Origin of the sequence: Enterobacter sp. BWH52, assembly GCF_001037565.1 — a bacterium.
GTDB lineage: Bacteria > Pseudomonadota > Gammaproteobacteria > Enterobacterales > Enterobacteriaceae > Enterobacter > Enterobacter hormaechei_C.
In genome coordinates this window covers 3,961,565-3,988,327 of the sequence record NZ_KQ089854.1, presented here as the reverse complement: position 1 = coordinate 3,988,327, position 26,763 = coordinate 3,961,565, and the positions used below count along the sequence as shown (strand labels likewise).

The 26,763-nt window shown below is 58.6% G+C and carries 22 protein-coding genes; 12 read left to right on the top strand and 10 right to left on the bottom strand.

Translation table 11 applies throughout. The features are described from left to right. Nucleotides 1–328 precede the first annotated feature (328 nt). Together uxaC and SK47_RS18775 are read left to right on the top strand one after the other, a co-directional pair. Nucleotides 329–1,741 carry a glucuronate isomerase gene (uxaC, locus tag SK47_RS18780; RefSeq protein ID WP_003862632.1) on the top strand — a complete coding sequence of 471 codons (1,413 nt, stop codon included), beginning with the start codon at nucleotides 329–331 and terminating at the stop codon, nucleotides 1,739–1,741. A 17-nt stretch (nucleotides 1,742–1,758) separates the two neighbouring features. Next, nucleotides 1,759–3,246 (top strand): UxaA family hydrolase, encoded by a 1,488-nt coding sequence (locus SK47_RS18775; protein WP_003862630.1) that lies wholly within the window; start codon nucleotides 1,759–1,761, stop codon nucleotides 3,244–3,246. 138 nt (nucleotides 3,247–3,384) lie between these two features. On the opposite strand, the gene sstT is transcribed toward SK47_RS18775, so the two are convergent. The 4 genes from sstT to SK47_RS18755 form a co-directional block, all read right to left on the bottom strand. Next, nucleotides 3,385–4,626 (bottom strand): serine/threonine transporter SstT, encoded by a 1,242-nt coding sequence (gene sstT / locus SK47_RS18770; protein WP_003862628.1) that lies wholly within the window; start codon nucleotides 4,624–4,626, stop codon nucleotides 3,385–3,387. A gap of 274 nt (nucleotides 4,627–4,900) precedes the next feature. Continuing rightward, entirely contained in the window at nucleotides 4,901–5,866 is a 966-nt protein-coding gene (locus SK47_RS18765; RefSeq protein WP_003862625.1) for a TerC family protein, read from the bottom strand. Between the two features lie 251 nt (nucleotides 5,867–6,117). Beyond that, entirely contained in the window at nucleotides 6,118–7,116 is a 999-nt protein-coding gene (locus SK47_RS18760) for a Gfo/Idh/MocA family protein (RefSeq protein WP_003862623.1), read from the bottom strand. A gap of 70 nt (nucleotides 7,117–7,186) precedes the next feature. Further along, complete coding sequence (locus SK47_RS18755) at nucleotides 7,187–7,690, bottom strand: YgjP-like metallopeptidase domain-containing protein (protein WP_003862622.1); 504 nt, start codon at nucleotides 7,688–7,690, stop codon at nucleotides 7,187–7,189. Between the two features lie 83 nt (nucleotides 7,691–7,773). Here SK47_RS18755 and rlmG point away from each other — a divergent pair, with 83 nt between their 5' ends. Beyond that, entirely contained in the window at nucleotides 7,774–8,910 is a 1,137-nt protein-coding gene (rlmG, locus tag SK47_RS18750) for a 23S rRNA (guanine(1835)-N(2))-methyltransferase RlmG (RefSeq protein ID WP_003862620.1), read from the top strand. On the opposite strand, the gene SK47_RS18745 is transcribed toward rlmG, so the two are convergent. From SK47_RS18745 to lsrR, 3 genes are all read right to left on the bottom strand, one after another. Further along, nucleotides 8,907–10,928 carry an NADPH-dependent 2,4-dienoyl-CoA reductase gene (locus SK47_RS18745; RefSeq protein ID WP_023314887.1) on the bottom strand — a complete coding sequence of 674 codons (2,022 nt, stop codon included), beginning with the start codon at nucleotides 10,926–10,928 and terminating at the stop codon, nucleotides 8,907–8,909. The two genes, rlmG and SK47_RS18745, sit on opposite strands and share 4 nt — an antisense overlap. A 166-nt stretch (nucleotides 10,929–11,094) precedes the next feature. Next, the gene (lsrK, locus tag SK47_RS18740) at nucleotides 11,095–12,690 is read right to left on the bottom strand and encodes an autoinducer-2 kinase (protein ID WP_032660411.1); all 1,596 of its coding nucleotides are present in this window, start codon (nucleotides 12,688–12,690) and stop codon (nucleotides 11,095–11,097) included. A gap of 32 nt (nucleotides 12,691–12,722) precedes the next feature. After that, nucleotides 12,723–13,694 (bottom strand): transcriptional regulator LsrR, encoded by a 972-nt coding sequence (gene lsrR, locus SK47_RS18735; protein ID WP_023295481.1) that lies wholly within the window; start codon nucleotides 13,692–13,694, stop codon nucleotides 12,723–12,725. Between the two features lie 215 nt (nucleotides 13,695–13,909). On the opposite strand from lsrR, the gene lsrA reads away from it, so the two are divergent. The 6 genes from lsrA to lsrG are packed head-to-tail and all read left to right on the top strand — an operon-like array spanning nucleotide 13,910 to nucleotide 19,595. Beyond that, on the top strand, nucleotides 13,910–15,397 hold the full coding sequence (gene lsrA, locus SK47_RS18730; protein ID WP_022651885.1) for an autoinducer 2 ABC transporter ATP-binding protein LsrA: 1,488 nt from the start codon (nucleotides 13,910–13,912) through the stop codon (nucleotides 15,395–15,397). After that, nucleotides 15,394–16,425, top strand: a complete 1,032-nt coding sequence (gene lsrC / locus SK47_RS18725; RefSeq protein WP_045341108.1) for an autoinducer 2 ABC transporter permease LsrC — start codon at nucleotides 15,394–15,396, stop codon at nucleotides 16,423–16,425. Before lsrA ends, lsrC begins: the two co-directional genes overlap by 4 nt. Then, nucleotides 16,426–17,403 carry an autoinducer 2 ABC transporter permease LsrD gene (lsrD, locus tag SK47_RS18720; RefSeq protein ID WP_032660404.1) on the top strand — a complete coding sequence of 326 codons (978 nt, stop codon included), beginning with the start codon at nucleotides 16,426–16,428 and terminating at the stop codon, nucleotides 17,401–17,403. Between the two features lies 1 nt (nucleotide 17,404). Then, nucleotides 17,405–18,406, top strand: coding sequence for an autoinducer 2 ABC transporter substrate-binding protein LsrB (gene lsrB / locus SK47_RS18715; RefSeq protein WP_003862610.1), 1,002 nt, complete (start codon nucleotides 17,405–17,407; stop codon nucleotides 18,404–18,406). Between the two features lie 11 nt (nucleotides 18,407–18,417). Beyond that, nucleotides 18,418–19,305 (top strand): 3-hydroxy-5-phosphonooxypentane-2,4-dione thiolase, encoded by an 888-nt coding sequence (gene lsrF / locus SK47_RS18710; RefSeq protein WP_032660401.1) that lies wholly within the window; start codon nucleotides 18,418–18,420, stop codon nucleotides 19,303–19,305. Then, nucleotides 19,302–19,595, top strand: coding sequence for a (4S)-4-hydroxy-5-phosphonooxypentane-2,3-dione isomerase (lsrG, locus tag SK47_RS18705; protein WP_003862606.1), 294 nt, complete (start codon nucleotides 19,302–19,304; stop codon nucleotides 19,593–19,595). The genes lsrF and lsrG overlap by 4 nt, the downstream gene beginning before the upstream one ends. Nucleotides 19,596–19,689: 94 nt before the next feature. Here the strand turns inward: lsrG and SK47_RS18700 are convergent, their stop codons facing one another. Beyond that, complete coding sequence (locus SK47_RS18700) at nucleotides 19,690–20,379, bottom strand: B3/B4 domain-containing protein (protein ID WP_003862604.1); 690 nt, start codon at nucleotides 20,377–20,379, stop codon at nucleotides 19,690–19,692. A 42-nt stretch (nucleotides 20,380–20,421) separates the two neighbouring features. On the opposite strand from SK47_RS18700, the gene SK47_RS18695 reads away from it, so the two are divergent. Then, on the top strand, nucleotides 20,422–21,024 hold the full coding sequence (locus SK47_RS18695) for a helix-turn-helix domain-containing protein (protein ID WP_023314879.1): 603 nt from the start codon (nucleotides 20,422–20,424) through the stop codon (nucleotides 21,022–21,024). 85 nt (nucleotides 21,025–21,109) lie between these two features. Here the strand turns inward: SK47_RS18695 and ygjG are convergent, their stop codons facing one another. Further along, nucleotides 21,110–22,489 carry a putrescine aminotransferase gene (ygjG, locus tag SK47_RS18690; protein WP_022651884.1) on the bottom strand — a complete coding sequence of 460 codons (1,380 nt, stop codon included), beginning with the start codon at nucleotides 22,487–22,489 and terminating at the stop codon, nucleotides 21,110–21,112. A 422-nt stretch (nucleotides 22,490–22,911) separates the two neighbouring features. On the opposite strand from ygjG, the gene SK47_RS18685 reads away from it, so the two are divergent. Beyond that, nucleotides 22,912–24,432 (top strand): methyl-accepting chemotaxis protein, encoded by a 1,521-nt coding sequence (locus SK47_RS18685; RefSeq protein WP_003862598.1) that lies wholly within the window; start codon nucleotides 22,912–22,914, stop codon nucleotides 24,430–24,432. Nucleotides 24,433–24,671: 239 nt separating this feature from the next. Further along, nucleotides 24,672–26,231, top strand: coding sequence for a methyl-accepting chemotaxis protein (locus tag SK47_RS18680; RefSeq protein ID WP_022651882.1), 1,560 nt, complete (start codon nucleotides 24,672–24,674; stop codon nucleotides 26,229–26,231). Here the strand turns inward: SK47_RS18680 and SK47_RS18675 are convergent. After that, nucleotides 26,228–26,722 carry a PadR family transcriptional regulator gene (locus SK47_RS18675; RefSeq protein ID WP_022651881.1) on the bottom strand — a complete coding sequence of 165 codons (495 nt, stop codon included), beginning with the start codon at nucleotides 26,720–26,722 and terminating at the stop codon, nucleotides 26,228–26,230. The two genes, SK47_RS18680 and SK47_RS18675, sit on opposite strands and share 4 nt — an antisense overlap. Between the last annotated feature and the right edge of the window lie 41 nt (nucleotides 26,723–26,763).

Below are 26,763 nucleotides of genomic sequence, written 5' to 3'. Positions count from 1 at the left end.
CTTCCGTACCGTTAAATCCGATGTATCAAACACCGGTAATGCATTCCGTCGGCTTATAGTTTGCGACGGCGAAAAGATAACTTGTCATACAACTTTAAAAGGTGAGTGACATCACAAAAGTGTGAATCTTTGTAGGGACATTATGCGGCACGCGCAAAGCCAGAACTGGCGCGGCCTGGGAGAGGGTTTACCCCTTTGAGGGTAATTTATTTGTCGACGTTTATTGATCTAACTCACGAAAAAAACGTCGGACTCTGGAAATTGGTGTGATAACTTTGCAGCATCTGAACATAAGCTTTCTGACGCTCCCGTAATGAGGAAGACGATAATGACACCGTTTATGACCGACGATTTTCTGTTAGATACCGAATTTGCTCGCCGCCTGTACCACGACTACGCAAAAGACCAGCCGATTTTCGACTACCACTGCCATTTACCGCCGCAGCAGGTTGCCGAAAATTACCGTTTCAAAAACCTGTATGATATCTGGCTGAAGGGTGACCACTATAAGTGGCGCGCAATGCGCACCAACGGCGTGGCCGAGCGCCTGTGTACCGGCGACGCGACCGATCGCGAGAAGTTTGACGCCTGGGCCGCTACTGTTCCCCACACCATCGGTAACCCGTTATACCACTGGACGCACCTTGAACTGCGTCGTCCGTTTGGTATCACCGGCAAGCTGCTCTCTCCCGCCACGGCGGATGAAATCTGGGATCAGTGCAACGACCTGCTGGCGCAGGATAGCTTCTCGGCGCGCGGCATCATGAAGCAGATGAACGTGAAGATGGTGGGCACCACCGACGATCCGGTCGACACTCTGGAGCACCACGCGGTTGTCGCGAAGGACAGCACGTTTGACATCAAAGTGCTGCCAAGCTGGCGCCCGGATAAAGCCTTCAACATCGAGCTGCCGACCTTTAACGACTATATGGCGAAGCTGGCGGAAGTGTCTGACACCGATATCCGTCGCTTTGGCGATCTGCAAACCGCGCTGACCAAACGTCTGGATCACTTTGCCGCACACGGCTGTAAAGTGTCTGACCACGCGCTGGACGTAGTGCTGTTCGCGGAATCCAGCGAAGCTGAGCTGGACAGCATTCTGGCGCGTCGTCTCTCCGGCGAAGCCCTGAGTGAGCACGAAGTGGCGCAGTTTAAAACGGCGGTACTGGTGTTCCTCGGTGCGGAATATGCCCGCCGCGGCTGGGTTCAGCAGTATCACATCGGCGCGCTGCGTAATAACAACCAGCGTCAGTTCAAACTGCTGGGCGCGGACGTGGGCTTTGACTCCATCAACGACCGTCCGATGGCGGAAGAGCTGTCAAAACTGCTGAGCAAACAGAACGAGCAAAACCTGCTGCCAAAAACCATCCTTTACTGCCTGAACCCACGCGATAACGAAGTGCTGGGCACCATGATCGGCAACTTCCAGGGCGAAGGGATGCCGGGCAAGATGCAGTTCGGTTCCGGCTGGTGGTTTAACGATCAGAAAGACGGCATGGAGCGTCAGATGACGCAGCTGGCGCAGCTCGGCCTGTTGAGCCGCTTCGTTGGCATGCTGACCGACAGCCGCAGTTTCCTCTCCTATACCCGCCATGAATATTTCCGCCGTATTCTGTGCCAGATGATTGGCCGCTGGGTGCACGCGGGCGAAGCGCCAGCAGATATCCAGCTGCTGGGCGAAATGGTGAGAAACATCTGCTTTAACAATGCGCGTGACTACTTCGCCATTGAACTGAACTAAGGCCGTTTGAGGTTGATATGCAATACATCAAAATCCATTCGCTGGATAACGTTGCCGTCGCGCTGGCCGATTTAGCCGAAGGGACGGAAGTGACCTTCGACAACCAGTCGGTGACGTTACGCCAGGCCATTGGACGTGGACATAAGTTTGCCCTGATCCCCATCGCGAAAGGGGAGAACGTGGTGAAGTACGGTTTGCCCATCGGTCATGCGCTGGCGGATATTGCGCCGGGTGAATACATTCATTCCCACAATACCCGCACCAATCTCAGCGATCTGGACGAGTACAGCTATCAACCTGACTTCCAGGCAGAAGAAGGACAGGCGGCCGATCGTGAGGTGCAGATCTACCGCCGCGCCAGCGGCGAGGTGGGGATCCGCAATGAACTGTGGATCCTCCCGACCGTCGGCTGCGTGAACGGGATCGCGCGTCAAATTCAGACGCGTTTCCTGAAAGAGACTAACAATGCTGAAGGCACCGACGGCGTGCATCTGTTCAGCCACACCTATGGTTGTTCCCAGCTGGGCGACGACCACATCAATACCCGCACCATGCTGCAAAATATGGTGCGCCACCCGAACGCGGGGGCGGTGCTGGTGATTGGCCTCGGCTGTGAAAACAATCAGGTTGACGCCTTCCGCGATACGCTGGGCGAGTTCGATCCTGAGCGCGTGCACTTTATGGTGTGTCAGCACCAGGACGACGAAGTGGAAGCGGGCGTTGAACAACTGCACCAGCTGTACGAGGTGATGCGTCACGACAAGCGCGAGCCGGGCAAGCTGAGCGAACTGAAGTTTGGCCTGGAGTGCGGCGGGTCTGACGGGCTTTCCGGCATTACCGCTAACCCGATGCTGGGCCGCTTCTCGGATTACGTGATTGCCAACGGCGGCACCACGGTGCTGACCGAAGTGCCGGAGATGTTCGGCGCAGAGCGCATTCTGATGAGCCACTGTCGCGACGAAGAGACGTTTGAGAAGACCGTCACCATGGTGAACGACTTCAAACAGTACTTCATTGCCCACAATCAGCCGATTTACGAGAACCCGTCGCCGGGGAACAAGGCGGGCGGAATCACCACGCTGGAGGAGAAATCCCTCGGCTGCACCCAGAAAGCGGGCGCGAGCCAGGTGGTTGACGTTCTGCGCTACGGCGAGCGCCTGAAAACGCACGGTCTGAACCTGCTGAGCGCGCCCGGTAACGATGCGGTCGCCACCAGCGCGCTGGCGGGAGCCGGCTGCCATATGGTGCTGTTCAGTACCGGCCGCGGTACGCCGTACGGCGGGTTTGTGCCGACGGTTAAAATTGCCACCAACAGCGAGCTGGCGGCAAAGAAAAAGCACTGGATCGATTTCGACGCAGGGCAGCTGATCCACGGCAAAGCGATGCCGCAGCTGCTGAGCGAGTTCGTGGACGCTATCGCAGAGTTCGCCAGCGGCAGGCAGACCTGTAACGAGAAGAACGACTTCCGCGAGCTGGCGATTTTTAAGAGTGGTGTGACGCTGTAAGCTGGGTGCGGGCTGGTGCCCTCACCCCAACCCTCCCCACAGGGAGAGGGTGCAAACACTAAAAACGGCAACACATGTTGCCGTTTTGCATTTACCTTGTAGGCCCGGTAAGGCGTAGCCGCCACCGGGCTTTTCTTTTTAACTGCGCAGGGCGTTCTTCGCTAAACGCGCATCTTCCGCCTGACAGGCTGCGGCGGTAAACAGCACGTCGGTAGAGGAGTTCAGCGCAGTCTCGCAGGAATCCTGCAATACGCCGATAATGAAGCCGACCGCGACAACCTGCATGGCAATCTCGTTCGGGATACCGAACATGTTACAGGCCAGCGGGATCAGCAGCAGCGATCCGCCCGCCACGCCGGATGCGCCACAGGCACACAGTGATGCAACGACGCTCAGCAGCAGCGCGGTTGGCAGATCCACCGGAATACCCAGCGTATGCACTGCCGCCAGGGTCAGCACGGTGATGGTGATCGCCGCACCCGCCATGTTCACGGTCGCACCCAGCGGGATCGACACGGAATAGGTATCGCGATCCAGGTTCAGCTTCTCCGCCAGCGCCATGTTGACCGGAATGTTTGCCGCCGAGCTGCGGGTAAAGAAGGCATACACGCCGCTCTCGCGCAGGCAAGTCAGCACCAGCGGATACGGGTTGCGGCGGATCTGCCAGAACACCAGCAGCGGGTTGATCACCAGCGCCACCAGCAGCATACAGCCGACCAGGACGACCAGCAGCTGCGCGTAGCCCCACAGTGCGTCGAAACCGGTAGTGGCCAGCGTCGAAGAAACCAGACCAAAGATACCGACTGGTGCAAAGCGAATCACCAGCTTCACCATGAAAGTCACGGCATTGGACAAATCGTTGACCAGGTTTTTCGTGGTCTCGTTGCCATGACGCAGCGCGAAGCCCAGACCAATCGCCCAGACCAGGATGCCAATGTAGTTTCCGCTCATCAGTGCGGTGATGGGGTTAGAGACCATGCTCATCAGCAGGCCGCGAAGGACTTCCACAATCCCGGACGGCGGGGTGATATCACCGGCCGCGCTGGTCAGGTGCAGCGTAGACGGGAACAGGAAGCTAAACACAACGGCCGTTAAGGCAGCAGAGAAGGTTCCCAGCAGATACAGGAACAGAATAGGGCGAATGTTGGTTTTTTGTCCGTGCTGGTGGTTGGCAATCGACGCCATCACCAGCATCAGCACCAGTACCGGGGCGACGGCCTTCAGGGCGCCCACAAACAGCGTCCCGAGCAGTCCCGTGGCCTCCGCGGCAGGTTTCGACACCATGGCCAGCAGAATACCCAGTACCAACCCGACCAGAATTTGTTTTACAAGACTGCCCTGCGCCAGGCGCGCGAACAGACCGCGTGATTGTGTGCTCATACGTTATTCCTGAGTGAAATTGCGTTCCATCCTGGATGTGCTCTAAGTCACATTTATTTCCGGATGTAAGTAAATGTTTGCCTGGTCGAGTATAGGGAATACGTGAAAGGAGGGAAGCGTAAAATGCTGGATTTTACGTGTTGCGTCATGTTTTTTAACTATTGGTTAACGAAAGCGCCGGGTAGCGCTACGCTTACCCGGCCTGCATTGCATTTCCCCCTCTCCCTGTGGGAGAGGGTTGGGGTGAGGGCATCAGCCCGCACCGAACGTTGCACTAAACCTGCTGCTTCTTATCGTGCTGGCGGTTAACCCAGGTATTGATAATCAGCGTCACCAGCAGAATGCCAAACACCACGCCGAGCGAAATGGCGATCGGGATATGGTAGAAATCGACGATCAGCATCTTGATACCGATAAACACCAGAATCACCGACAGGCCGTACTTCAGCATTGAGAAGCGCTCTGCCGCGCCTGCCAGCAGGAAGTACATCGCACGCAGGCCGAGGATGGCGAACAGATTCGAGGTCAGAACGATGAACGGGTCGGTGGTAACTGCGAAGATAGCCGGGATACTGTCCACCGCAAAAATCACGTCGCTCAGCTCGACCAGAATCAGCACCAGCAGCAGCGGGGTGGCGAACAGCAGGCCGTTCTTACGCACGAAGAAATGCTCGCTCTCGATCTTGTCCGTCATGCGCAGATGACCCCGGAACCACTTCACCAACGGCTTATCACCGATACCGGTATCGTCTTCTTTCGCCAGCGCCATTTTGACCCCGGTGAACAGCAGGAACGCACCAAATACATACAACAGCCATTCGAACTGGGTAATCAGCCAGCTACCGGCGAAGATCATGATGGTACGCAGGACAATAGCGCCCAGAACGCCGTACACCAGCACGCGGCGTTGCAGAGCCGCAGGCACGGCGAAGTAACTGAACAGCATCAGCCAGACGAAGACGTTATCAACCGCCAGTGCTTTTTCAATCAGATAGCCGGTGAGGAAGGCGAGTGCCTGAGGATCGGCCACCGCGCGGCCTTCGGTTGAGGCCAGATACCACCAGAAGGCGGCGCAGAAAAGAAGTGAGAGGGTAACCCATACCAGCGACCAGACGGCGGCTTGCTTGACGCTCATGCCGTGTTCGCCGCGACGACCCTGCAAAAAGAGGTCGATCGCCAGCATGATGAGCACGACAACCGCGAATCCGCCCCACAGCATTGGAGTGCCGACAGAATGCATACTATTTTCCTTACACATAAAAAACAAAAACGGCTATGGTCAGAAGACGATAGCCGTTAGCTTTTTATGCATAGACCTCGCCTTCCGGCAAGGTCTCACTTACAACCTCGAAGGTTGCCCGGCGACCGGATGCGGTTTTGCACGCATCGTAATGACGATCCACCGGCGAAGAAGTTACTCCCCTTTGCAGGTAACAAATTATGTCAGACCATCGGTTTCGTCAATGGTCTGCACGATTTCATTACACAGCTTTACGCGACGGCTTCCACATTCACGCCGTCTGCGGGGAAAATCACGCCAGTCTGTCGGCGGATCTCCGTTTGCAGCTTCGCCGTGGTGCGGCTGATTGCCAGCCCCGGGTGGTTCACTTCGTTGTCTTCTACCAGACGGGCGAAGACCTCTGCCTCATAGAGCATAGTGTTAATATGCTGAGGCTGCGTCAGCTCCTGCGCTTTGCCGCCGCGGGGAACGATGCTTAGCTTCTGGCATTCGGAGATTTTTTCGATCACCAGCGAGCCGTCTTCGCCCTGAATTTCGCTTGGCAGTACGGAGTCACTGACCTTCGAGTGCTGCAACGTCACGCTGAAATCACCGTAGTCCAGCACCACAACGCCATGTGCATCCACGCCGCTCTCCAGCAGGCTGGCGGTGGCCGTTACGCCGTGCGGTTCACCCCACAGGGCGACCGCAGAGGCCAGGCAGTAAAAACCGATATCCATAATCGAGCCATTCGAGAAGGCCGGGTTAAAGGTGTTCGGGTTTTCGCCGTCCAGGTAGCGCTGGTAGCGCGAGGAATACTGGCAGTAGTTGATAAAGGCTTTACGCACTTTGCCAATTTTCGGCAGGGACTGCTGCAAGAGCAGGAAGTTCGGCAGGCTGGCGGTTTTGAACGCTTCAAACAGCACCACCTGGTTTTCGCGGGCAAGCGCAATGGCGGCTTCCACTTCCTCAATATTCGAGGCCAGCGGCTTCTCGCAAATCACGTGTTTTTTGTGGCTGAGGAACAGCTTCGTTTGCGGGAAATGCAGAGAATTCGGGCTGGCAATATAGACCGCGTCAATGGCGTCGCTTTGCGCCATCTCATCGAGCGAGGTGAACAGATGTTCAACCAGGTAGTCATTCGCAAAACTCTGCGCCTGCTCAAGGCTGCGGGAATAGACTGCGGTGAGCTTATATTTGCCGGTTTCGTGGGCGGCGTCGACGAACTGGCGCGTGATCCAGTTCGTACCGATGACTGCGAAACGTATCATAAACGTTTACGTACTCCGTAGCAGGGAACTTAAAACCACTGTAGCACGTCATCATGACATTTCGCGTGCGCTACTGCGCATTACTCTTTAACGATAAATGCGTCAGCCACAGCCGGGTATCAAACTCCAGCTGGTGGTACTGTGGCTCCATGTGGCAGCACAGGGAATAGAAGGCTTTGTCGTGCTCTTTCTCTTTCAGGTGCGCCAGCTCGTGCACCACGATCATCCGCAGAAAGGCTTCCGGCGCGTTACGGAAAACGGTCGCGACGCGGATCTCCGCTTTAGCCTTCAGCTTGCCGCCCTGCACGCGGGAGATGGCGGTATGCAGGCCGAGCGCGTTTTTCAGCACATGGATCTTATTGTCGTACATCACCTTGTTGATCGGCGGGGCGCTCTTAAGATACTGGTTTTTCAGATCCTGCGTATACTGCCAGAGGGCTTTGTCAGTCGCGAAATCATGCGTGCCCGGGTAGCGTTTTTCCAGCACCGCACCGAGCTTTCCCGCGGCAATCAGGTCACGAACCTGGGAAAGTAAATGCTCCGGATAGCCCTGGAGATAAGTCAGCTGGTTCATCAAAACCCCAAAATAGTGTGAAAACGGGTATACTCACGCACCCTTTTCAGGGATACGCCAAATTTTACCATTCAGGAGGGCCGATGAGCCACTTAGACAACGGTTTCCGTTCACTCAACCTTAAACGTTTCCCGGAAACGGACGACGTGAACCCGCTTCAGGCGTGGGAAGCGGCGGATGAATATCTGCTGCAACAGTTGGATGAGACTGAAATCAGCGGCCCGGTTCTGATCCTGAATGACGCGTTTGGCGCGCTGGCCTGCGCGCTGGCGGAACATGCGCCTTACAGTATCGGCGATTCTTACTTAAGCGAACTGGCGACGCGTGAAAACCTGCGCCATAACGACATCGAAGAGTCCAGCGTGAAGTTCCTCGACAGCACCGCGGACTACCCGCAGGCGCCGGGCGTGGTGCTGATTAAGGTGCCAAAAACCATGGCGCTGCTGGAGCAGCAACTGCGCGCGCTGCGTAAAGTCGTCACGCCAGAAACCCGCATTATCGCGGGTGCCAAAGCGCGCGATATTCACACCTCGACGCTGGAGCTGTTCGAGAAGGTCCTCGGCCCGACAACCACGACGCTTGCCTGGAAAAAAGCACGCCTGATCAACTGCACCTTCAGCGCACCGGCGCTGGCCGACGCGCCAGAAACGCTGAGCTGGAAACTGGAAGGTACCGACTGGACCATCCACAACCACGCGAACGTCTTTTCCCGTACCGGTCTGGATATCGGGGCGCGTTTCTTTATGGAACATCTGCCGGAAAATCTTGAGGGTGAGATTGTCGACCTGGGCTGCGGCAATGGCGTGATTGGCCTGACGCTGCTGGCGAAGAACCCGGAGGCCAGCGTGGTGTTCAGCGACGAATCGCCAATGGCGGTGGCCTCCAGCCGTCTGAACGTGGAAACTAACCTGCCTGAAGCGCTGGATCGCTGCGAGTTTATGATCAATAACGCGCTGTCGGGCGTAGAGCCTTTCCGCTTCAACGCGGTATTCTGTAACCCGCCGTTCCACCAGAAGCACGCCCTGACGGATAACGTCGCGTGGGAGATGTTCCACCACGCGCGCCGCTGCCTGAAAATCAACGGCGAGCTGTATATAGTGGCGAACCGCCACCTGGACTACTTCCACAAGCTGAAGAAGATTTTCGGCAACTGCGTCACCATTGCCACCAATAACAAATTCGTGGTGCTGAAATCGGTGAAGCTGGGGCGTCGTCGCTAAATAACCAGTGCAAGCTGGGTGCCCTGCGCAATCGCCCGCCGCGCATCCAGCTCCATCGCCACGTCGCACCCGCCGATCAAATGCACCGTTTTACCCGCTTCGCGCAGCGGATCGGCCAGATCGCGCTTTGGCTCCTGTCCGGCGCACAAAATCACATGATCCACGCGCAGCAGCTGCGGTTCACCACCGATCAGCACATGCAGCCCGTCGTCGTCGATCTTCTGGTAGCTCACCGCCGGGATCATCTTCACCCCGCGCGAGAGGAGGGTGGCGCGGTGGATCCAGCCAGTAGTTTTGCCCAGCCCTTCACCCGGCTTGCTGGCCTTACGCTGGAGCATCACGATCTGGCGCGGGCTTTTCGGCAGCTGCGGCCCTTCCGGCCGTAATCCGCCGGACTGGCTCAGGCTGGTATCAATGCCCCATTCCACGCAGAACTCAGCGATGTTCTGGCTGGTGGCCTCGCCCGGCTGGCTTAAATACATCGCGGTATCAAAACCGATCCCGCCGCAGCCGATAATCGCCACCTTCTCGCCAACCGGTGCTTTGTCGCGTAGCACGTCCAGATAGCTCAATACCTTCGGATGATCGATACCCTCGATCGCAGGGGTGCGCGGGGCGATCCCACTCGCGAGGATCACCTCGTCGAAACCGATCAGATCCGCCGCGCTGACAAACTTGTTAAGCCGCAGATCGACACCCGTCACCTCGATCATCCGGCGGTAATAGCGCAGCGTTTCGTAGAACTCCTCTTTGCCGGGGATCTGTCTGGCGATAGTAAATTGCCCGCCGATCTCCGCCAGCGCATCAAACAGCGTCACGCTGTGCCCGCGCGAGGCGGCATTGACCGCAAACGCCAGGCCCGCCGGGCCTGCGCCCACCACGGCCAGGCGTTTTTTATTGACCGTCGTAACCACCGGCATTTTGGTTTCATGGCAGGCGCGGGGGTTAACGAGGCAGGAGGTGACTTTGCCAGCGAAGATTTGATCCAGACAGGCCTGGTTACAGCCGATGCAGGTATTGATCTCATCCGCACGGCCGCTTTGCGCTTTGGAGAGCAGTTCGGCATCCGCGAGGAACGGACGCGCCATCGAGACCATATCGGCGTCGCCGCGGGAGATCACATCGTCCGCCACCTGCGGGTCGTTAATGCGGTTAGTGGTCACCAGCGGAACGGAGACTTTGCCTTTCAGCTTGCGCGTTACCCAGCTGAACGCCGCACGCGGCACCGGCGTGGCGATGGTGGGGATGCGCGCTTCGTGCCAGCCAATCCCGGTGTTGATAATGGTGGCACCGGCGGCTTCAATTGCCTGCGCCAGCTGCACGGTTTCGTCGAAGGTGCCGCCGCCTTCCACCAGGTCGAGCATCGACAGGCGGAAGATGATAATAAAATCCGCACCCGCACGTTCACGCACCGCGCGCACCACCTCCACGGCAAAACGCATCCGGCGGGCATAGTCGCCACCCCATTCGTCGTCGCGCTGGTTGGTGCGTGCGGCGAGAAATTCGTTAATCAGATAGCCTTCAGAGCCCATCACCTCAACGCCGTCGTAGCCCGCTTCCCGCGCCAGCGCCGCGCAGCGGGCAAAATCGTCGATCAGCGCCAGGATCTCGTCGTGGCTAAGGGCGTGAGGAGTAAAGCGGTTAATCGGCGCCTGAATAGCCGAGGGGGCAACCAGGTTCGGTTGATAGCTGTAGCGCCCGGTATGCAGAATTTGCAGGGCGATTTTGCCGCCCTCGCGGTGGACCGCGTCGGTCACAATGCGGTGATGCGGCAGCTGTGACGCATCGTTCAACACCGCGCCGCCCTCCATCGTCACCCCGGAAGGGGCAGGGGCTACGCCGCCGGTGACAATCAGCGCCACCCCGTGGCGCGCGCGTTCGGCATAGAAGGCTGCCAGACGTTCAGCCCCGTCCGGACGCTCCTCCAGCCCAGTGTGCATTGAGCCCATCAGCACGCGGTTTTTGAGGGTGGTGAACCCCAGATCGAGAGGGGCGAATAACGACGGGTAGCGGCTCATAGTCTCTTCCAGTGTAAAATTATTGATATGTGGTCGGATGAGTTACTAATTTAGCCAGCGGGGAGTAAAAGGGAAAAGGGGAATGCGGTGAATGTGATGGGATTCAAATATTGGTGTGGCCTGATGCCCTCTCCCTAAGGGAGAGGGGACTTAATCTCCCTCTCCCTTAGGGAGAGGGCCGGGGTGAGGGGGATGCCCGCACCAGCCCCGGCGCCTGCCACATCGACGTGGTCAGCCCGCTGTCCACCAGCCCGAGCTGGTCGGCGTACACCGCCTGCCATTTCTGCATCATGCCGTCGTACAGTTCCCGGTGCTGCGGGTTTGGCGTGAACTCGCGGCTCCACTTTACCAGCCGCTCGCCCGTCGAAGCCATATCCGCAAACAGCCCCGCGCCAGCTCCTGCGGCAAGGGCACAGCCGAGCGCCGTTGCCTCTTTAACTTCCGGCACGCGCACCGGCAGGCCGGTAACGTCGCTTAAAATCTGACTCCACAGGGCGCCTTTGGCCCCGCCGCCCGCAAACACCAGACTCTCAAACGTCACGCCGGAGAAGCGCGAAATCTGCGCCAGGTTGCAGGCCGAGACGATCGCCGCGTTCTCTTCCAGGGCGCGGAACAGCGTCGCTTTGTTGCACTTTTCCGGGTCGATGGAGAGGTTAATAAACGACGGCGCGGCGTGATACCACTGCTTAAAATGCATCGCGTCGGAGAAGATTGGCATTACGCCGTGGGAGCCCGCCGGGACGCGGCTCGCCATCTCTTCCAGCAGGGAATAGGTGTCCATCCCCATCCGCTCGGCAATCAGCTTTTCCTCGGCGCAAAAGGCGTCGCGGAACCAGCGCATGGTTAGCCCGGTAAAGAAGCTGATCGACTCCGCCTGTGCCATGCCGGGGATGACGTGCGGGTTTACGCGGATGTTCATCTCAGGATCGGTGCGCACCTGCGGCAGGTTAACCACCTGCTGCCAGAAGGTGCCGCCCAGCACCGCCGTTTGTCCGGCGCGGACCACGCCCAGCCCCAGACAGCCCAGCTGCACGTCGCCGCCGCCCATCACCACCGGCGTGCCTTCACGCAGGCCGCACTGCTGCGCGGCCTGTCTGGTTATCGCGCCCAGCACGGTGCCGGTCTCTTTCACCGGGGAAAGGATATCGGCGCGCAGCCCGGCCATGTCGAGCAGCGCCGGACGCCAGTCGCGGGAGAAGAGATCCAGCATACCGGTGGTGCCCGCATTGGACGGGTCGACCGCCAGCTCGCCGGAGAGCTTCGCCGCCAGCCAGTCGCTGATCATGGTGATAGTCGCAGCCTTGCGGTAAATATCCGGACGGTGGTGCGCCAGCCACAGCAGGCGCGGCATGGCGCTCAGCGCCAGCGTCTGGCCGGAGACCTCATACACTTCGGATTCAAACCGGTAGTCGTGGATCTCTTTGAGTTCAGCCACCTCGCGGCTGGCGCGGGCGTCGACGTTGGCGCAGGCCCAGATAGCCTCGCCGTTGCGGTCGTACAGCACAATCCCTTCGCGCATCGAGCAGCAGGCGACGGACTGAATATCCGCCGCGCTAAGCCGTGCGCGCTCCAGCGCCTGCTGAATACACCGGCAGGCCAGCCGCCAGTTGGTGTCGAGATCGAACTCCATCGACCCCGGCACGTTCTCCACGCTCTGGTGCTTCCACTCGGCCTGGCCAACGGCAATCTGGTTGCCCTGTAAATCGAAAATCACGGCGCGAACGCTGCCTGTCCCTGCATCTAACGCTAAAAGGTAACTCATGAGCTTGCCTCGCTGTTAGCGCAGGGCTGCTCTTATCCGGCCAGAGCCAGCACCGCGCGGGCTGTCGTCTCTTCCGTCACCAGGCCATTAATACGGCGACCTTTCAGTGCGGCATAAATCGCATCGGCTTTCTCTTCCCCTCCGGCCACGCCGACAATGGTGGGCAGCTGCGCCAGTTCATCGAGCGTGACGCCCAGTAATTCTTTGTGGATCTCCAGCTCCTCGACGCATTCCCCTTCGGCATTGAGGAAATAGCCGAGAATGTCGCCGACCGCGCCTTTGCGGGCGTACATCAGCTGTTCACCTTCGCTGATATAGCCGGAGCGCAGGATCGTTGCGTCGCGGCGCTGGTTTACCGAGCCAATCCCGACCACCGCCACGTCAGCCGCGGTGGCGGCGAGGATCACGTCCCGCACGCTGGTTTCGCGCTTTAAGATCCCGGCGACTTCAGCGGATGACACGCGAAGCGGGGCGGGGATCATGCTGACGCTACAGGCCGCATCCAGCTGGCCGATACCGGTCATATACGGCCCGACGCCGCCGGAAAGCGTCACCAGGCGGATCTGCTGCGAGCTGATAAAGCCGCTTAAGTGTTGCAGACTGCTCATGGTGGTTTCACCGAACCCCACCGCTAACAGCTGGCCGGGCTCCAGCACGCCCATCAGCGACTGCGCCGCGCCAATGCCCAGCCGCACGTTCATCGGCGGGGTATTCAGGGCAGGCATCACGCGCACCAGCTTCAGACCAAAGCGCTGCTGTAGCTCGGTTTCCAGCGCCAGGCAGCCCTCGTAGCGGGAGTTGATCTGCACGCGGATCACCCCGGACTGACGGCCTTTCTCCAGCAGGCGGGAGATTTTTAATCGCGGCAGCCCGAGCCGTTCGCCGATGTCGTTCTGGGTCAGCCCGTCGTGGTAGTAGCACCAGGCCACGCGCGCCACCAGCTCCTCTTCCGCCAGTGCCAGCCCGGCAAACCGTCCTTCTTCCGCAGTGCGTTTATCGCTCATAATTGAACTCTTATAAAAATTTAGATCATATGTTCGTGATGGCGCGACGTGAAAATGTGAGCCACGCGACAAAACAGATCATTTCGATCGATTCCGGTTTATCTAAATCTCAATCGATAAAATTGTGATCCCTGCACGGTTGTAAATATAGTTCACCGTCTACGCTTTTGAACATTATTAAATCTAAAAATCATTTGTTCAATAGCGGAGCGATGATGACACCACTTCTCGACGCGCGTGATATCAGCAAGCAGTTTTCAGGCGTACCGGTCTTAAAAGGCATTGATTTCACGCTGCTTGCGGGGCAGGTGCATGCGCTGATGGGCGGTAACGGCGCGGGAAAATCGACGCTGATGAAGATCATCGCCGGGGTAGAAACCCCGGATAGCGGTGAACTTTCGGTGGCGGGTGAGTCTTTTACACGGCTTACCCCGGCTCAGGCGCACAGGTTAGGCATTTATCTGGTGCCGCAGGAGCCGCTGCTGTTTCCCAACCTGACGGTGCGGGAAAACATCCTGTTTCGTCTGCCGCGAGAGCGCGATCGGGAAAAACGTCTGGCGGAAAAACTCCGGCAATTGCAATGCCAGCTTAACCTCGACGCCACCGCCAGCACCCTCGAGGTGGCTGACCAGCAGATGGTGGAGATCCTGCGCGGGCTGATGCGCAACGCCAGAATTCTGATCCTCGATGAACCCACGGCCTCGCTGACGCCAGGTGAAACCGAACGGCTGTTTCGCCAGATCCGCGCCTTGCAGGATCTTGGCGTCGGGATTGTTTTTATCTCGCATAAGCTGCCGGAGATTCGGCAGCTGGCGAGTCACGTCTCGGTGATGCGCGACGGCGCCGTGGTGCTCAGCGGCGAAACCGCGCAGTTTGACGATAACGCCCTGATCGCCGCCATGACGCCGGTAAGCCGGGAGACCTCCCTGAGCGATACGCAAAAGCTGTGGCTGGCGCTGCCGGGCAACCGCCGCACCCAGGCGCAGGATTTTCCCGTGCTGCGGGTGGAGGATCTTACCGGGGAAGGGTTTATCGATCTCAGCCTTGAGATCTACGCCGGGGAGATCGTCGGCCTGGCCGGGCTGGTAGGCTCCGGGCGCACCGAGTTTGCCGAAACGCTCTACGGCCTGCGTCCGGTTCGCGGGGGGCGCGTCTGGCTGGAGAACCAGGAGATCACCACCGAACCGGTGGGTTCACGTCTGGAAAAAGGGCTGGTCTATCTGCCGGAAGACAGGCAGGTGTCCGGCCTGTTTCTCGACGCGCCGATCCGCTGGAACACCGTGGCGCTGAACGAGCCGTCGCTCTGGCAGCAGCGAAAGCGGGAGTCTGCGGTAGTGGAACGCTATCACCGGGCGCTGGGGATCAAGCTCAACCATGCGGATCAAACCGTGCGCACGCTCTCCGGCGGCAACCAGCAGAAGGTGCTGCTGGCACGCTGTCTGGAAGCCAACCCGTTATTGCTGATCGTCGATGAACCGACGCGCGGCGTGGACGTCTCGGCGCGCGCCGATATTTATCAGCTGCTGAAAAGCGTGGCGGCGCAGAACGTGGCGGTGCTGATGATCTCAAGCGATCTCGATGAGTTTCCCGGCCTCGCGGATCGGGTGCTGGTAATGCATCAGGGCGTGCTCAGCGGCGAGCTGCCGCGCCACGCCGTCAGCCTCGACCGGATGATGGCGCTGGCGTTTGGAGGGCAATCATGAAGATCTTACTGAAAAACCGCGAGCTGAGCGCGTTTCTCGCCATTCTGGCGCTGTTCGCCGTGCTGGTGGCGCTGAACCCGTCGTACCTGAGCTTACAGACGCTGGGGATGATCTTCGCCAGCGCGCAGATCCTGATCCTGCTGGCTATCGGCGCGGCGCTGGTGATGCTGACCCGCAATATTGACGTCTCCGTCGGCTCCACGGTCGGGTTGTCCGCCATTGCCGTCGGCGTGGCGCTTAACAGCGGCTACAGCCTGCCCGTTTCCATTCTCTTCGCGCTGTCGATCGGCGCGCTGGCCGGGGCGTTCAACGGTTTTCTGGTGGTGGGCCTGCGCATTCCGGCGATTGTCGCCACCCTCGGCACGCTGGGGCTTTATCGCGGGGCGATGCTGCTGTGGACCGGCGGGAAGTGGATTGAAGGGCTGCCGCCGGGGCTGAAATCCCTCTCTGAGCCTGCCGCCGTCGGTATTTCGCCGCTCGGCATGCTGGTGTTGATTATCGCGGCCACCGGCGCGTGGACGCTGTCGCGCACCGCCTTTGGACGTAATTTTTACGCCGTGGGGGATAACCTCACCGCCGCGCGCCAGCTGGGCGTGGCGGTGAACCGCACCCGCATGATCGCCTTTACCCTGAACGGCCTGCTGGCGGCCTGCGCCGGGATTGTGTTTGCCGCGCAGATAGGCTTTGTGCCCAACCAGACCGGCAGCGGGCTGGAGATGAAAGCCATCGCTGCCTGCGTGCTGGGGGGCATCTCGCTGCTGGGCGGCACCGGCACGCTGGTCGGTGCGTTCCTCGGCGCGTTCTTCCTCACCCAAATCGATACCGTGCTGGTGCTGTTCAGGCTCCCGGCGTGGTGGAACGACTTTATCGCCGGGCTGGTGCTGCTGGGCGTGCTGGTGCTCGACGGGCGTCTGCGTCAGGCACTGGCGCGGCATCAGCGGGCGCTGAAATACAGCCGTTTCCAGCCCGGTAACAAAGGGGGAAAGCACGTTACCCCGTTTCCCAAACGCAAAAAAGAGGTGGCGTAAATGAGGCTTAACTGGGAAAGCGCGCTGCTGATTTTACTGGTGCTGGAGATCCTGCTCTTCGGCGCCATCAACCCGCGCATGCTTGATATCAACATGCTGCTGTTCAGCACCAGCGACTTTATCTGCATTGGCATCGTGGCGCTGCCGCTTACGCTTGTAATCATCAGCGGCGGGATCGACATCTCCCTCGGCTCAACCATCGGCCTGTGCGCGATTGCGCTGGGGGTGATGATGCAGGCAGGGTGGCCGATGGCGGTTGCCATCCCTCTGACGCTGCTGCTCGGCCTGGTGTGCGGGCTGGTGAATGCGGCGCTGATCCACTACACCGGCATCAGCCCGTTGGTCATTACCCTCGGCACGCTCTACCTCTACGGCGGCGGCGCGCTGCTGCTCTCCGGCATGGCGGGGGCGACGGGCTACGAGGGCATCGGCGGCTTCCCGGACAGCTTTACCGCCTTCGCTAACCTCACGGTGCTGGGGCTGCCGATCCCGCTGGTGCTGTTCGCGGTGATTACCGCCTTCTTCTGGCTGATTACCCACCGTGGGCGCTTTGGTCGGCACCTGTTTTTGATTGGGCAGAACCCGCGCGCGGCGCGCTATGCGGCGCTGCCGGTGAACGGCATGCCCTACGCGCTGTACGGCCTGGTGGGCGTGGCCTCGGCGATTGCCGCGCTGGTGATGGTCTCCTATTTCGGCTCTGCGCGTTCGGATCTGGGGCGCGATTTGCTGATGCCCGCGCTCACCGCCGCCGTGCTCGGCGGAGCCAATATCTACGGCGGGTCAGGTTCTGTTGTCGGTACGGCGCTGGCGGCGCTGCTGGTGGGGTATCTGCAACAGGGTTTACAGATGGTCGGCATCCCCAACCAGGTGTCGAGCGCGCTGTCGGGGGCGCTGCTGGTTGTGGTGGTGATGGGGCGTTCGCTGAGTCTGCACCGCGAATGGGTGCGATCTCTCTTCAGAAAACTATCCGGAGCGTAAGATGAAAACAAAACTGCTCGTCCTGGCAATGGCCCTCAGCTTCGCTTCGGCGCAGGCGGCGGACCGCATTGCCTTTATCCCGAAACTGGTAGGCGTGGGATTCTTCACCAGCGGCGGCAACGGCGCGAAAGAGGCGGGGAAAGATCTTGGCGTGGACGTGACCTACGACGGCCCGACCGAGCCGAGCGTCTCCGGTCAGGTGCAGCTCATCAATAACTTCGTCAACCAGGGCTATAACGCCATCATCGTCTCTGCCGTGTCACCGGACGGTCTCTGCCCGGCGCTGAAGCGCGCGATGCAGCGCGGCGTCAAGGTCCTGACCTGGGACTCCGACACCAAACCGGAGTGCCGCAGCATCTACATCAATCAGGGGACGCCGGAACAGCTGGGCGGCCTGCTGGTGGAGATGGCGGGCAAGCAGGTCACCAAACCGAACGCGAAAGTGGCGTTCTTCTACTCCAGCCCGACCGTCACCGACCAGAACCAGTGGGTGAAAGAGGCGAAGGCCAAAATCGAGAAAGATCATCCTCAGTGGCAGGTCGTCACCACCCAGTTTGGCTATAACGACGCCACCAAATCGTTGCAAACCGCCGAAGGGATCTTAAAGGCTTATCCGGATCTGGATGCGATCATCGCCCCGGACGCCAACGCCCTGCCGGCGGCGGCACAGGCGGCAGAAAACCTGAAGCGGGAAGGAGTGGCGATTGTCGGCTTCAGCACGCCGAATGTGATGCGCCCGTACGTTGAGCGCGGCACGGTGAAAGCCTTCGGCCTGTGGGATGTGGTGCAACAGGGCAAAATTGCGGTCAATGTCGCCGATCGTTTGCTGAAAAAAGGCGATCTTAACGTCGGCGACAGCGTTGACGTGAAAAATATCGGAACGCTGAAGGTCGAGCCGAACAGCGTGCAGGGCTACCAGTATGAGGCGAAGGGCAACGGCATCGTGCTGCTGCCGGAGCGCGTGGTGTTCACCAAAGAGAACATCAGCAAATACGATTTCTGACGGGGGAGCAAATGGCTGATTTAGACGACATCAAAGACGGCAAGGATTTTGGCATCGGTACGCCGCAGCAGAATGTGCCGTACACCCTGAAGGGCTGCGGCTCGCTCGACTGGGGCATGCAGTCAAGGCTTTCGCGCATTTTCAACCCGCAGAGCAACCGCACGGTGATGCTGGCCTTTGACCACGGTTACTTTCAGGGACCGACCACCGGCCTTGAGCGTATCGATCTCTCCATCGCGCCGCTGTTTGGCGAAACCGACGTGCTGATGTGCACCCGCGGCATCCTCAGGAGCCAGGTACCTGCCGCGACGAACAAACCGGTGGTGCTGCGCGCCTCCGGCGGTAACTCGATTCTGGGCGAGCTGTCTAACGAGTGCGTGGCGGTGGCTATGGAAGACGCGCTGCGCCTGAACGTCTGCGCGGTGGCGGCGCAGGTGTACATCGGAAGCGAGTTTGAGCATCAGTCGATCAACAATATCATCAAGCTGGTCGATGCAGGGGCGCGCTACGGCATGCCGACGCTGGCGGTGACGGGCGTGGGGAAAGAAATGGCGCGTGACGCTCGGTATTTTTCGCTGGCAAGCCGCATCGCCGCCGAAATGGGGGCGCAGTTCGTCAAAACCTACTATGTGGACGAGGGCTTTGAAAAAGTGACCGCCAGCTGCCCGGTGCCGATCGTTATCGCGGGGGGCAAAAAGCTGCCGGAGCACGAGGCGCTGGAGATGTGCTGGCGCGCGATAGACCAGGGCGCGTCCGGCGTGGACATGGGGCGCAACATCTTCCAGTCCAGCGCGCCGCTCGCCATGCTGAAGGCGGTGAAGAAAGTGGTTCACGAGAACATGAGCGCCCGGGAGGCGTTCCAGTTCTGGCAGGAAGAGAAACAGGGAGAAGCAAAATGAACGTGACGCTGGTGGAGATCAACATTAAGCCCGAGCGGGTGGACGAGTTTCTGGAGGTATTTCGCGCCAACCACGAGGGGGCGATCAAGGAGCCGGGCAACCTGCGCTTCGACGTATTGCAGGACCCGCGGGTGAAAACCCGGTTCTTTATCTACGAAGCCTATAAAGACGAAGAGGCGGTGCTGGCACATAAGCAAACCCCGCACTATCTCGCGTGCGTGGATAAGCTGGAGGAGCTGATGTCAGAGCCGCGCAAAAAACGCAGCTTTGTCGGATTGTTGCCGGAGTAGCGGTTTTGCCTGGTGGCGCTGCGCTTACCGGGCCTACGGGTACGGGGGGTGTTGATTTTGTAGGCCGGGTAAGCGCAGCGCCACCCGGCGTTGTTCACGCCAGCTCCAGCAACTGAATACGCGCCGTCGCGCCCGGCATCAGCTTTTGCAGATTGCTCACCAGCTCATCGCCAGCTTCCTGTAATGCCGCCAGCGGCATCGACGGCAGGCTTTCGAGAATAAACCACATGGACTGCGCCTGGCTGTCCAGACGCGTGCGTATCCCCTGTCGCCAGTTCCAGCGGCGGCAGGTGATGCCAAGATCGTCACGCCAGATAACTTCGCCTGGCTCCGGATTTTCGACTACCGGCTCACCCTCTTTGACGGTATCAAACGGCTCACTGCCGTCGGCCAGCGTCAGGCGCGGCGCTCCCGAGTAAGCCGCCAGATTTTCTCCCCCTACCGGAATAGCGTAGCGGATACTGATGGCATTATAGATATCCACCACCGGGTCGAGCGGCGGCAGCGAACCGTCTCTCATCACGCGCTTGCGCAGGGCCGAGGCCGAGCAGGGCGTACGTTTGGGTTTTGCACCAAAGGCTTTAAACACCTCATCCCAGGCGGCGAGATGATTTTCTGCCCAGGGCACATCATCATTGAGCATCTGCTGGCAGGCCTGCGCCAGCGCAGCGGGCGCAACCTCCGGTTGGGTAATCGGGGCAGCTTCAACCAGAATGCTCAGCGCCCGAAAGCCGGGCGCGATCCCGACAAGTCGCGAATCTATTGACGGTGTTACAAGAGACATAAATAATCCTGTATTGACTGTTTTATACCATGGTAGTGACCAATGACTGATAAAGTCAATATAATGACCGATGCGGGTGCCGATGTTGCCCAGGTAAGCCTGGCCGTCGCGAACCGTATCCGCAGCTGGCGGAAAGAGAAAAAACTGTCGCTGGACGAGCTTTCTCGCCGCGCCAGCGTCAGCAAAGGCATGCTGGTAGAGATCGAAAAAGGGGCTGCCAACCCCAGCATTGCCATTCTGTGTAAACTGGCCGCCGCGCTTGGCGTCTCGGTGGCAGATATCGTTAACGTCTCCAGCGAGCCGCAGATACACATTATTCAGGAAGAGGCGATCCCGGTTCTGTGGCAGGGCGCACAGGGCGGTTACGCCAGATTGCTGGCAGGCACCGCAGGCCCGGATATGATTGAGCTGTGGCAGTGGGAGATGCATCCGGGAGAAACGTTCACCTCTCCGGGACATCCGGCGGGAACGTTTGAGCTGCTGCACGTGAACGAAGGCATGTTAACCCTGACGGTGGACGAGACGGTAACGCAGGTAGCTGCCGGGGCGTCGGCGGTGGCGAAAACGGAAGCGGCGCACGGCTATGCCAATGAAAGCGATACCGTGCTTCGCTTCACCATGACGGTGGCAGAGTTTCACCGATAAAAAGCAGCCCGGTGGCGCTACGCTTACCGGGCTTGCATATGCAGTATGTTGTAGGCCGGGAAAGCGTAGCGCCACCCGGCTTTTTTTACGCCTCTTCCACACTCACCCGCAGCGCCGCCAGCGCCTTACGCGCCGCCTTCAGCACCTGCTCACACTGCTCAATGGTGAGCGTCAACGGTGGTTCAATGCGGATGGTTTTCGAGTTGTTAAGCGTTCCCGCCACCAGTACCCGCTGGCGGAACATCTCGCTTGCGAAGCTATAACCGGTTTCGTTATCAACGAACTCAATCGCCATCAGCATCCCTTTCCCGCGCGCATCCTGTACCAGATCCGGGTATTCCCGGCCCAGCTGGCGGAAGCCGTCCAGCAGCATGTCGCCTTTCTGCTCCGCCTGCGCAGGCAGGTTTTGCTCCAGCAGCACGTTGATGGTCGCCAGCGCGGCCGCGCAGGCCAGCGGGTTACCGCCAAAGGTGGTGGTATGCAGGAATGGATTGTCGAACAGCACCGAGAACACCTCTTCAGTGGCGACCGTTGCGCCAATCGGCATCACGCCGCCGCCGAGCGCTTTTGCCAGGCACAGAATATCCGGCTGAACGTTCTCATGCTCACAGGCGAACATCTTGCCGGTGCGCCCCATCCCGGTCTGCACTTCGTCGAGGATCAGCAGCGCGCCAAACTCATCGCACAGCTGACGCACGGCGGGCAGATAGCCCTGCGGCGGGAGGATCACGCCGCCTTCACCCTGAATCGGCTCCAGGATCACCGCCGCCACGTCGTCGCCGGTTTTACGGCATTCGCCGAGCATGGTGCGCATGGCGTTGATGTCGCCGAACGGTACGTGGCGGAAGCCCGGCAGCAGCGGCATAAACGGTTTACGGAAAGTGGATTTAGCGGTCGCCGACAGCGCGCCCAGGGATTTCCCGTGGAACGCGCCGCTGGTGGCGATAAAGGTAAATTTCCCGCGTGGCGACTGGTACGCTTTGGCGAGTTTAATCGCCGCTTCGACCGATTCGGTGCCGCTGTTGCTGAAGAAGCTGTATTTCAGTTTGCCGGGCGTTAAGGCTGCCAGCGTTTTCGCGAGCATGGCGCGAAGCGGATCGAGCAGTTCCTGGCTATGGAGAGGTTGTTTCGCAAGTTGATTCTGTACGGCGGAAACCACAACTGGATTACGGTGCCCCACGTTGAAAATACCAAAACCACCCAGGCAATCGATAAACTCCTGTCCCTGGGTGTCGACAAGCGTATTCAGACTGCCCGCTTGCCACTCTACGGCTCCGTAATCCCCGCCGGCGGTAACAGATTTGCGATACTCCAGAAAACCAGGATTCACATGCTCTTTAAAGTAATCAATGACCTCACGGTTAAGTTGTTTCATCTCCTCATGATCAAGCGTTCGCTTTTCAATGAGATTCAGTGCGTGCGCGGTACAGGCAAGAGCCGAGGCGCTGGAAGGTAACCTGTTCAAAATATGCTCCCGGGGATCGCGTATCACATGATACTGAGTTAATTATTGCAGGGATTACGCCACCTCAGATGCCTTAACAAAAATCGGGATAAACGCCAGGTGAAATCAAATTTGCACAATATTTAATCATGCCATTGCGCGCCGCACGGGATAAGGGATAACGAGCCGGGGATGGGGTGTCGTCAATTGCACTACCCCAGGGCAGGAAATGCGCCTTAAGTGTGCGCCGGGGGATCATGCTTTGTAGGTAGTTTCGTCTCGAAAGTATTTTAAATCAATTAATTAGAAAAACGCACGAAAAGTGCGGTTTAACCGAGATTTGCGATCTCAATCATATTTAACAACTAAAGATAAATTTTTTATCGCCGAAAAAACATAAGCCACAAAATTAACATTCAAATAACCTGCAAGGGATGCTCACTATGTCCTCTCCTGACTATGTCACCCAGAATGAATATCCGCTGGACGATGACACCACGCTTATGTCGACCACCGACCTCCACAGCTACATGACCCACACTAACGACACCTTTGTGCAAGTGAGCGGCTTTACGCTCCAGGAGCTGCTCGGGCAACCGCACAACATTGTGCGCCATCCGGATATGCCGAAAGCGGCTTTTGCCGACATGTGGTACACGCTGCAAAAGGGCGAACCCTGGAGCGGGATTGTCAAAAACCGACGTAAAAATGGCGATCACTATTGGGTACGCGCCAATGCGGTACCGATGGTGCGTAACGGCCAGATGACGGGCTATATGTCCATTCGTACCCGCGCCACCGAGGACGAGGTCGCCGCAGTGGAGCCGCTTTATAAGGCGCTCAACGAAGGACGTAGCAAAAAACGCATTCATAAAGGGCTGGTGGTGCGCAAAGGCTGGCTCGGCAAATTACCGGCGATGCCGCTGCGCTGGCGCGTGCGCAGCGTAATGGCGGTACTTTTTGCGGTGATGGCCGCAACGCTGGTTGCCAGTGCTGCGGGCTGGGCTTCGCTGGTGGCGGCAGCCGTGGTGATGCTGCTTGGCACCCTGGTGTTTGAACAACAGATTGTCCGCCCGGTGGAAAACGTCGCACGGCAGGCGCTCAGGGTCGCTACCGGAGAGCGTAACAGCGTGCAGCATCTTAGCCGCAGCGATGAACTGGGGCTGACGCTGCGGGCCGTCGGACAGCTGGGGCTGATGTGCCGCTGGCTGATCAACGACGTCTCCAGCCAGGTGGTGAGCGTGCGCGACGGCAGCGACAGGCTGGCGCAGGGCAATGAAGATCTCAACGACCGCACGCGCCAGACCGTGGCTAACGTTCAGCAGACCGTGGCAACAATGAACCAGATGGCGGCGTCGGTGCAGAGTAACTCTGAGACCGCAGCCGAAGTCGACAAGCTGTCGATGGCCGCCAGCAGCGCGGCCACGCAGGGGGGCACCGTGATGCAGACCGTGGTGAAAACCATGGATGACATAGCCGACAGTACCCAGCGCATTGGCTCTATTACCTCGCTTATCAATGACATTGCCTTCCAGACCAATATTCTGGCGCTGAACGCCGCGGTTGAGGCGGCACGCGCGGGCGAGCAGGGGAAAGGCTTTGCGGTGGTGGCGGGCGAAGTGCGTCATCTTGCCAGCCGCAGCGCGAATGCAGCTAATGATATTCGTAAGCTGATCGACGCCAGCGCCAGCAAAGTACAGTCGGGCGCCGATCAGGTCCACGCCGCGGGACGTACCATGGATGATATTGTCGAGCAGGTGAAAAACGTCACGCAGCTTATCGCGCAGATCAGCCACGCCACCTCCGAGCAGGCGACAGGCCTGACAGAGCTGACCCGTGCCGTGGCAGAGCTGGACAGCATTACGCAGAAAAATGCTGACCTGGTCGAAGAGAGCGCGCAGATTTCCGCGATGGTTAAGCACCGGGCCGGACGTCTTGAAGATGCGGTTACCGTGCTGCATTAAGAAATGCATGCTTCGATAAAGCCGTTTATTCCTCCGGGGTAAACGGCTTTTTTGTTTTTCAGAATACGTTATGTTGTTAATGAAATATTAATTAACTAAAAAAAGCACCCGATTTTTAATTGTTACGCCCCGGATTTATTGAAAGTGAGAAATAAAAAAACGATCAAAGTCATAAAGTTAGAGAGTTTCCTGTCGATAACAGCGATCGTCTGAGAAATAATCACATCGATGGGGTAAATATGTTCATACATGACGTAAAGATCGGCACGAAATTATTTCTGGCGTTTGGATTATTTATTGTCCTGATGGTCGTCAGCGCAAGCTTGTCTCTGATGAGCCTGAATCGGGCAAACAATGGAATGCAAACCATCCTTACCAGCGATTATCCAACGACGGTAAAAGCGAACCAGTTAATCGACAACTTCCAGGAATTTATCAGCACGCAGCAGCTCATGCTGCTGGACGAACAGGGGACGTACACGGCGCAATCAGAGCAGCGTCTGAAGGCGATCAGCGAGCGCATCGCCGCAATCCTGAGCGAGCTGGACAACGCTCTCAAGGATAAAAAATCCCAACAGGTGCTGGCCGATATCCACGGCGTGCGCCAGCAATATCTTGACTCGCGCTACCGCATTTTGCAGGCCGTGCAGAATAATGACCGTGCGGGCGCGATAAACGAAATGATGACCAACACCCTGAACCTGCAACAGTCCTATAAAGCGAAAGTGCAGGCGTTGATTGCGATCCAGGACCATGAAATGCAGAGTGCGGGCGAGCAGGTGGAAGGTGATTTCCGCACCAATCGTCTCCTGCTGATCCTGATTACGCTTTTTAGCGTCGCGGCAGCCAGCCTGACTGGCTGGTTCATTGTGCGATCCATTACCCGCCCGCTGAACGACGCGGTGAATTTTGCGGAGGCCATTGCCGATGGCGATCTCACCGGCAGCATTACCTCGCACGGTAAAGATGAAACCGGACTGCTACTCACCGCACTTATGGAGATGAAAACGCGCCTGCTGGAGATTGTGCAGCAGGTGCAAACCGGATCGGAAAACATCTCCAGCGCCGCCGCGCAGATTGTCGCGGGCAACCAGGATCTGGCTGCCCGCACGGAAGAGCAGGCCAGTTCCGTTGAACAGACGGCTGCGTCGATGGAGCAGATTACCGCCACGGTGAAGAATACCGCGTCCCACACCGGAGAAGCGACGAACCTGTCTGCCGATGCGGCTGCTGTGGTCAAAAACAACGGCGAGATGATGAAGCAGGTCACCAGCAAGATGCGCCTGATCAACGAAACATCGAACAGGATGTCCGACATTATCGACCTGATCGACGCCATTGCCTTCCAGACTAATATTCTGGCGCTGAACGCGGCGGTCGAAGCGGCGCGCGCGGGTGAGCATGGTCGTGGCTTTGCGGTGGTGGCGGGCGAGGTACGTCAGCTCGCGCAGAAAAGTGCAACATCCGCAAGTGAGATCCGCCAGCTGATTGAAAGCTCCACAAGCCAGACGCAGGACGGCATGAACCTTGTGGAGAAGGCCAGCGGGCTTATCAACGGCATGGTCGGCAACGTGGAAGAGATGGACGTCATCCTGCGTGAGATTCGCCAGGCCAGCCACGAACAGACGGAAGGCATCTCGCAGATCAACAGCGCGATTGGCCTGATAGACGCCACCACCCAACAGAACTCCGCGCTGGTGGAGGAGTCCGTTGCGGCGGCGGCATCCCTTAACGAACAGGCCATGCACCTGAAGGAGCTGGTCCGCGTGTTCCGCGTGAGCGACGGCGTGCTGGCTTAATCCAGCTGGGAGATCTCCAGTGCCGCGCGGTCAATCACGCCGATAATCTGTTTTAACTGCGCGTCGCTGAGCTCTCCCTGATTAACCTTCAGATCCAGAACCGCTTTGAAGTTATCCAGCGCCCGCTTCATCTGCGGGTTTTTGCGCAGCTGGAAACCGACGGAGCGCGCCTTGATACGCGTCTGGATCTGCTCCAGCTGTTCCCGGTTATCTTCCAGCCACTGTTCTCCGGCGGCGTTAATCGCAATCCGCTTACGGCCGTTCTCTTCTTCGGTAATGATGATAAGCGACTGATCCTGCAAGTAATCCAGAGTCGGATAGATCACGCCAGGGCTTGGCGTGTAATGTCCCTGCGTCAGGTTCTCGATCTCTTTGATCAGCTCATAACCATGGCTCGCGTTGCGGGTCAGGATATCCAGGATCACCAGCCGCAGATCGCCATGACCAAAAAATCGTGGCCGGCGTCCGCCGCCGTCGTGTTCGTGTCGCATGTTTCTTCCTCAATTTGATATATCTAAACTATATCTAAGAT

Bases quoted from the DNA above. Each gene is read 5' to 3' on its own strand.
- uxaC (WP_003862632.1), top strand. From the start codon at position 329: ATGACACCGTTTATGACCGACGATTTTCTGTTAGATACCGAATTTGCT.
- SK47_RS18775 (WP_003862630.1), top strand. From the start codon at position 1,759: ATGCAATACATCAAAATCCATTCGCTGGATAACGTTGCCGTCGCGCTG.
- sstT (WP_003862628.1), bottom strand. From the start codon at position 4,626: ATGAGCACACAATCACGCGGTCTGTTCGCGCGCCTGGCGCAGGGCAGT.
- SK47_RS18765 (WP_003862625.1), bottom strand. From the start codon at position 5,866: ATGCATTCTGTCGGCACTCCAATGCTGTGGGGCGGATTCGCGGTTGTC.
- SK47_RS18760 (WP_003862623.1), bottom strand. From the start codon at position 7,116: ATGATACGTTTCGCAGTCATCGGTACGAACTGGATCACGCGCCAGTTC.
- SK47_RS18755 (WP_003862622.1), bottom strand. From the start codon at position 7,690: ATGAACCAGCTGACTTATCTCCAGGGCTATCCGGAGCATTTACTTTCC.
- rlmG (WP_003862620.1), top strand. From the start codon at position 7,774: ATGAGCCACTTAGACAACGGTTTCCGTTCACTCAACCTTAAACGTTTC.
- SK47_RS18745 (WP_023314887.1), bottom strand. From the start codon at position 10,928: ATGAGCCGCTACCCGTCGTTATTCGCCCCTCTCGATCTGGGGTTCACC.
- lsrK (WP_032660411.1), bottom strand. From the start codon at position 12,690: ATGAGTTACCTTTTAGCGTTAGATGCAGGGACAGGCAGCGTTCGCGCC.
- lsrR (WP_023295481.1), bottom strand. From the start codon at position 13,694: ATGAGCGATAAACGCACTGCGGAAGAAGGACGGTTTGCCGGGCTGGCA.
- lsrA (WP_022651885.1), top strand. From the start codon at position 13,910: ATGACACCACTTCTCGACGCGCGTGATATCAGCAAGCAGTTTTCAGGC.
- lsrC (WP_045341108.1), top strand. From the start codon at position 15,394: ATGAAGATCTTACTGAAAAACCGCGAGCTGAGCGCGTTTCTCGCCATT.
- lsrD (WP_032660404.1), top strand. From the start codon at position 16,426: ATGAGGCTTAACTGGGAAAGCGCGCTGCTGATTTTACTGGTGCTGGAG.
- lsrB (WP_003862610.1), top strand. From the start codon at position 17,405: ATGAAAACAAAACTGCTCGTCCTGGCAATGGCCCTCAGCTTCGCTTCG.
- lsrF (WP_032660401.1), top strand. From the start codon at position 18,418: ATGGCTGATTTAGACGACATCAAAGACGGCAAGGATTTTGGCATCGGT.
- lsrG (WP_003862606.1), top strand. From the start codon at position 19,302: ATGAACGTGACGCTGGTGGAGATCAACATTAAGCCCGAGCGGGTGGAC.
- SK47_RS18700 (WP_003862604.1), bottom strand. From the start codon at position 20,379: ATGTCTCTTGTAACACCGTCAATAGATTCGCGACTTGTCGGGATCGCG.
- SK47_RS18695 (WP_023314879.1), top strand. From the start codon at position 20,422: ATGACTGATAAAGTCAATATAATGACCGATGCGGGTGCCGATGTTGCC.
- SK47_RS18685 (WP_003862598.1), top strand. From the start codon at position 22,912: ATGTCCTCTCCTGACTATGTCACCCAGAATGAATATCCGCTGGACGAT.
- SK47_RS18680 (WP_022651882.1), top strand. From the start codon at position 24,672: ATGTTCATACATGACGTAAAGATCGGCACGAAATTATTTCTGGCGTTT.
- SK47_RS18675 (WP_022651881.1), bottom strand. From the start codon at position 26,722: ATGCGACACGAACACGACGGCGGCGGACGCCGGCCACGATTTTTTGGT.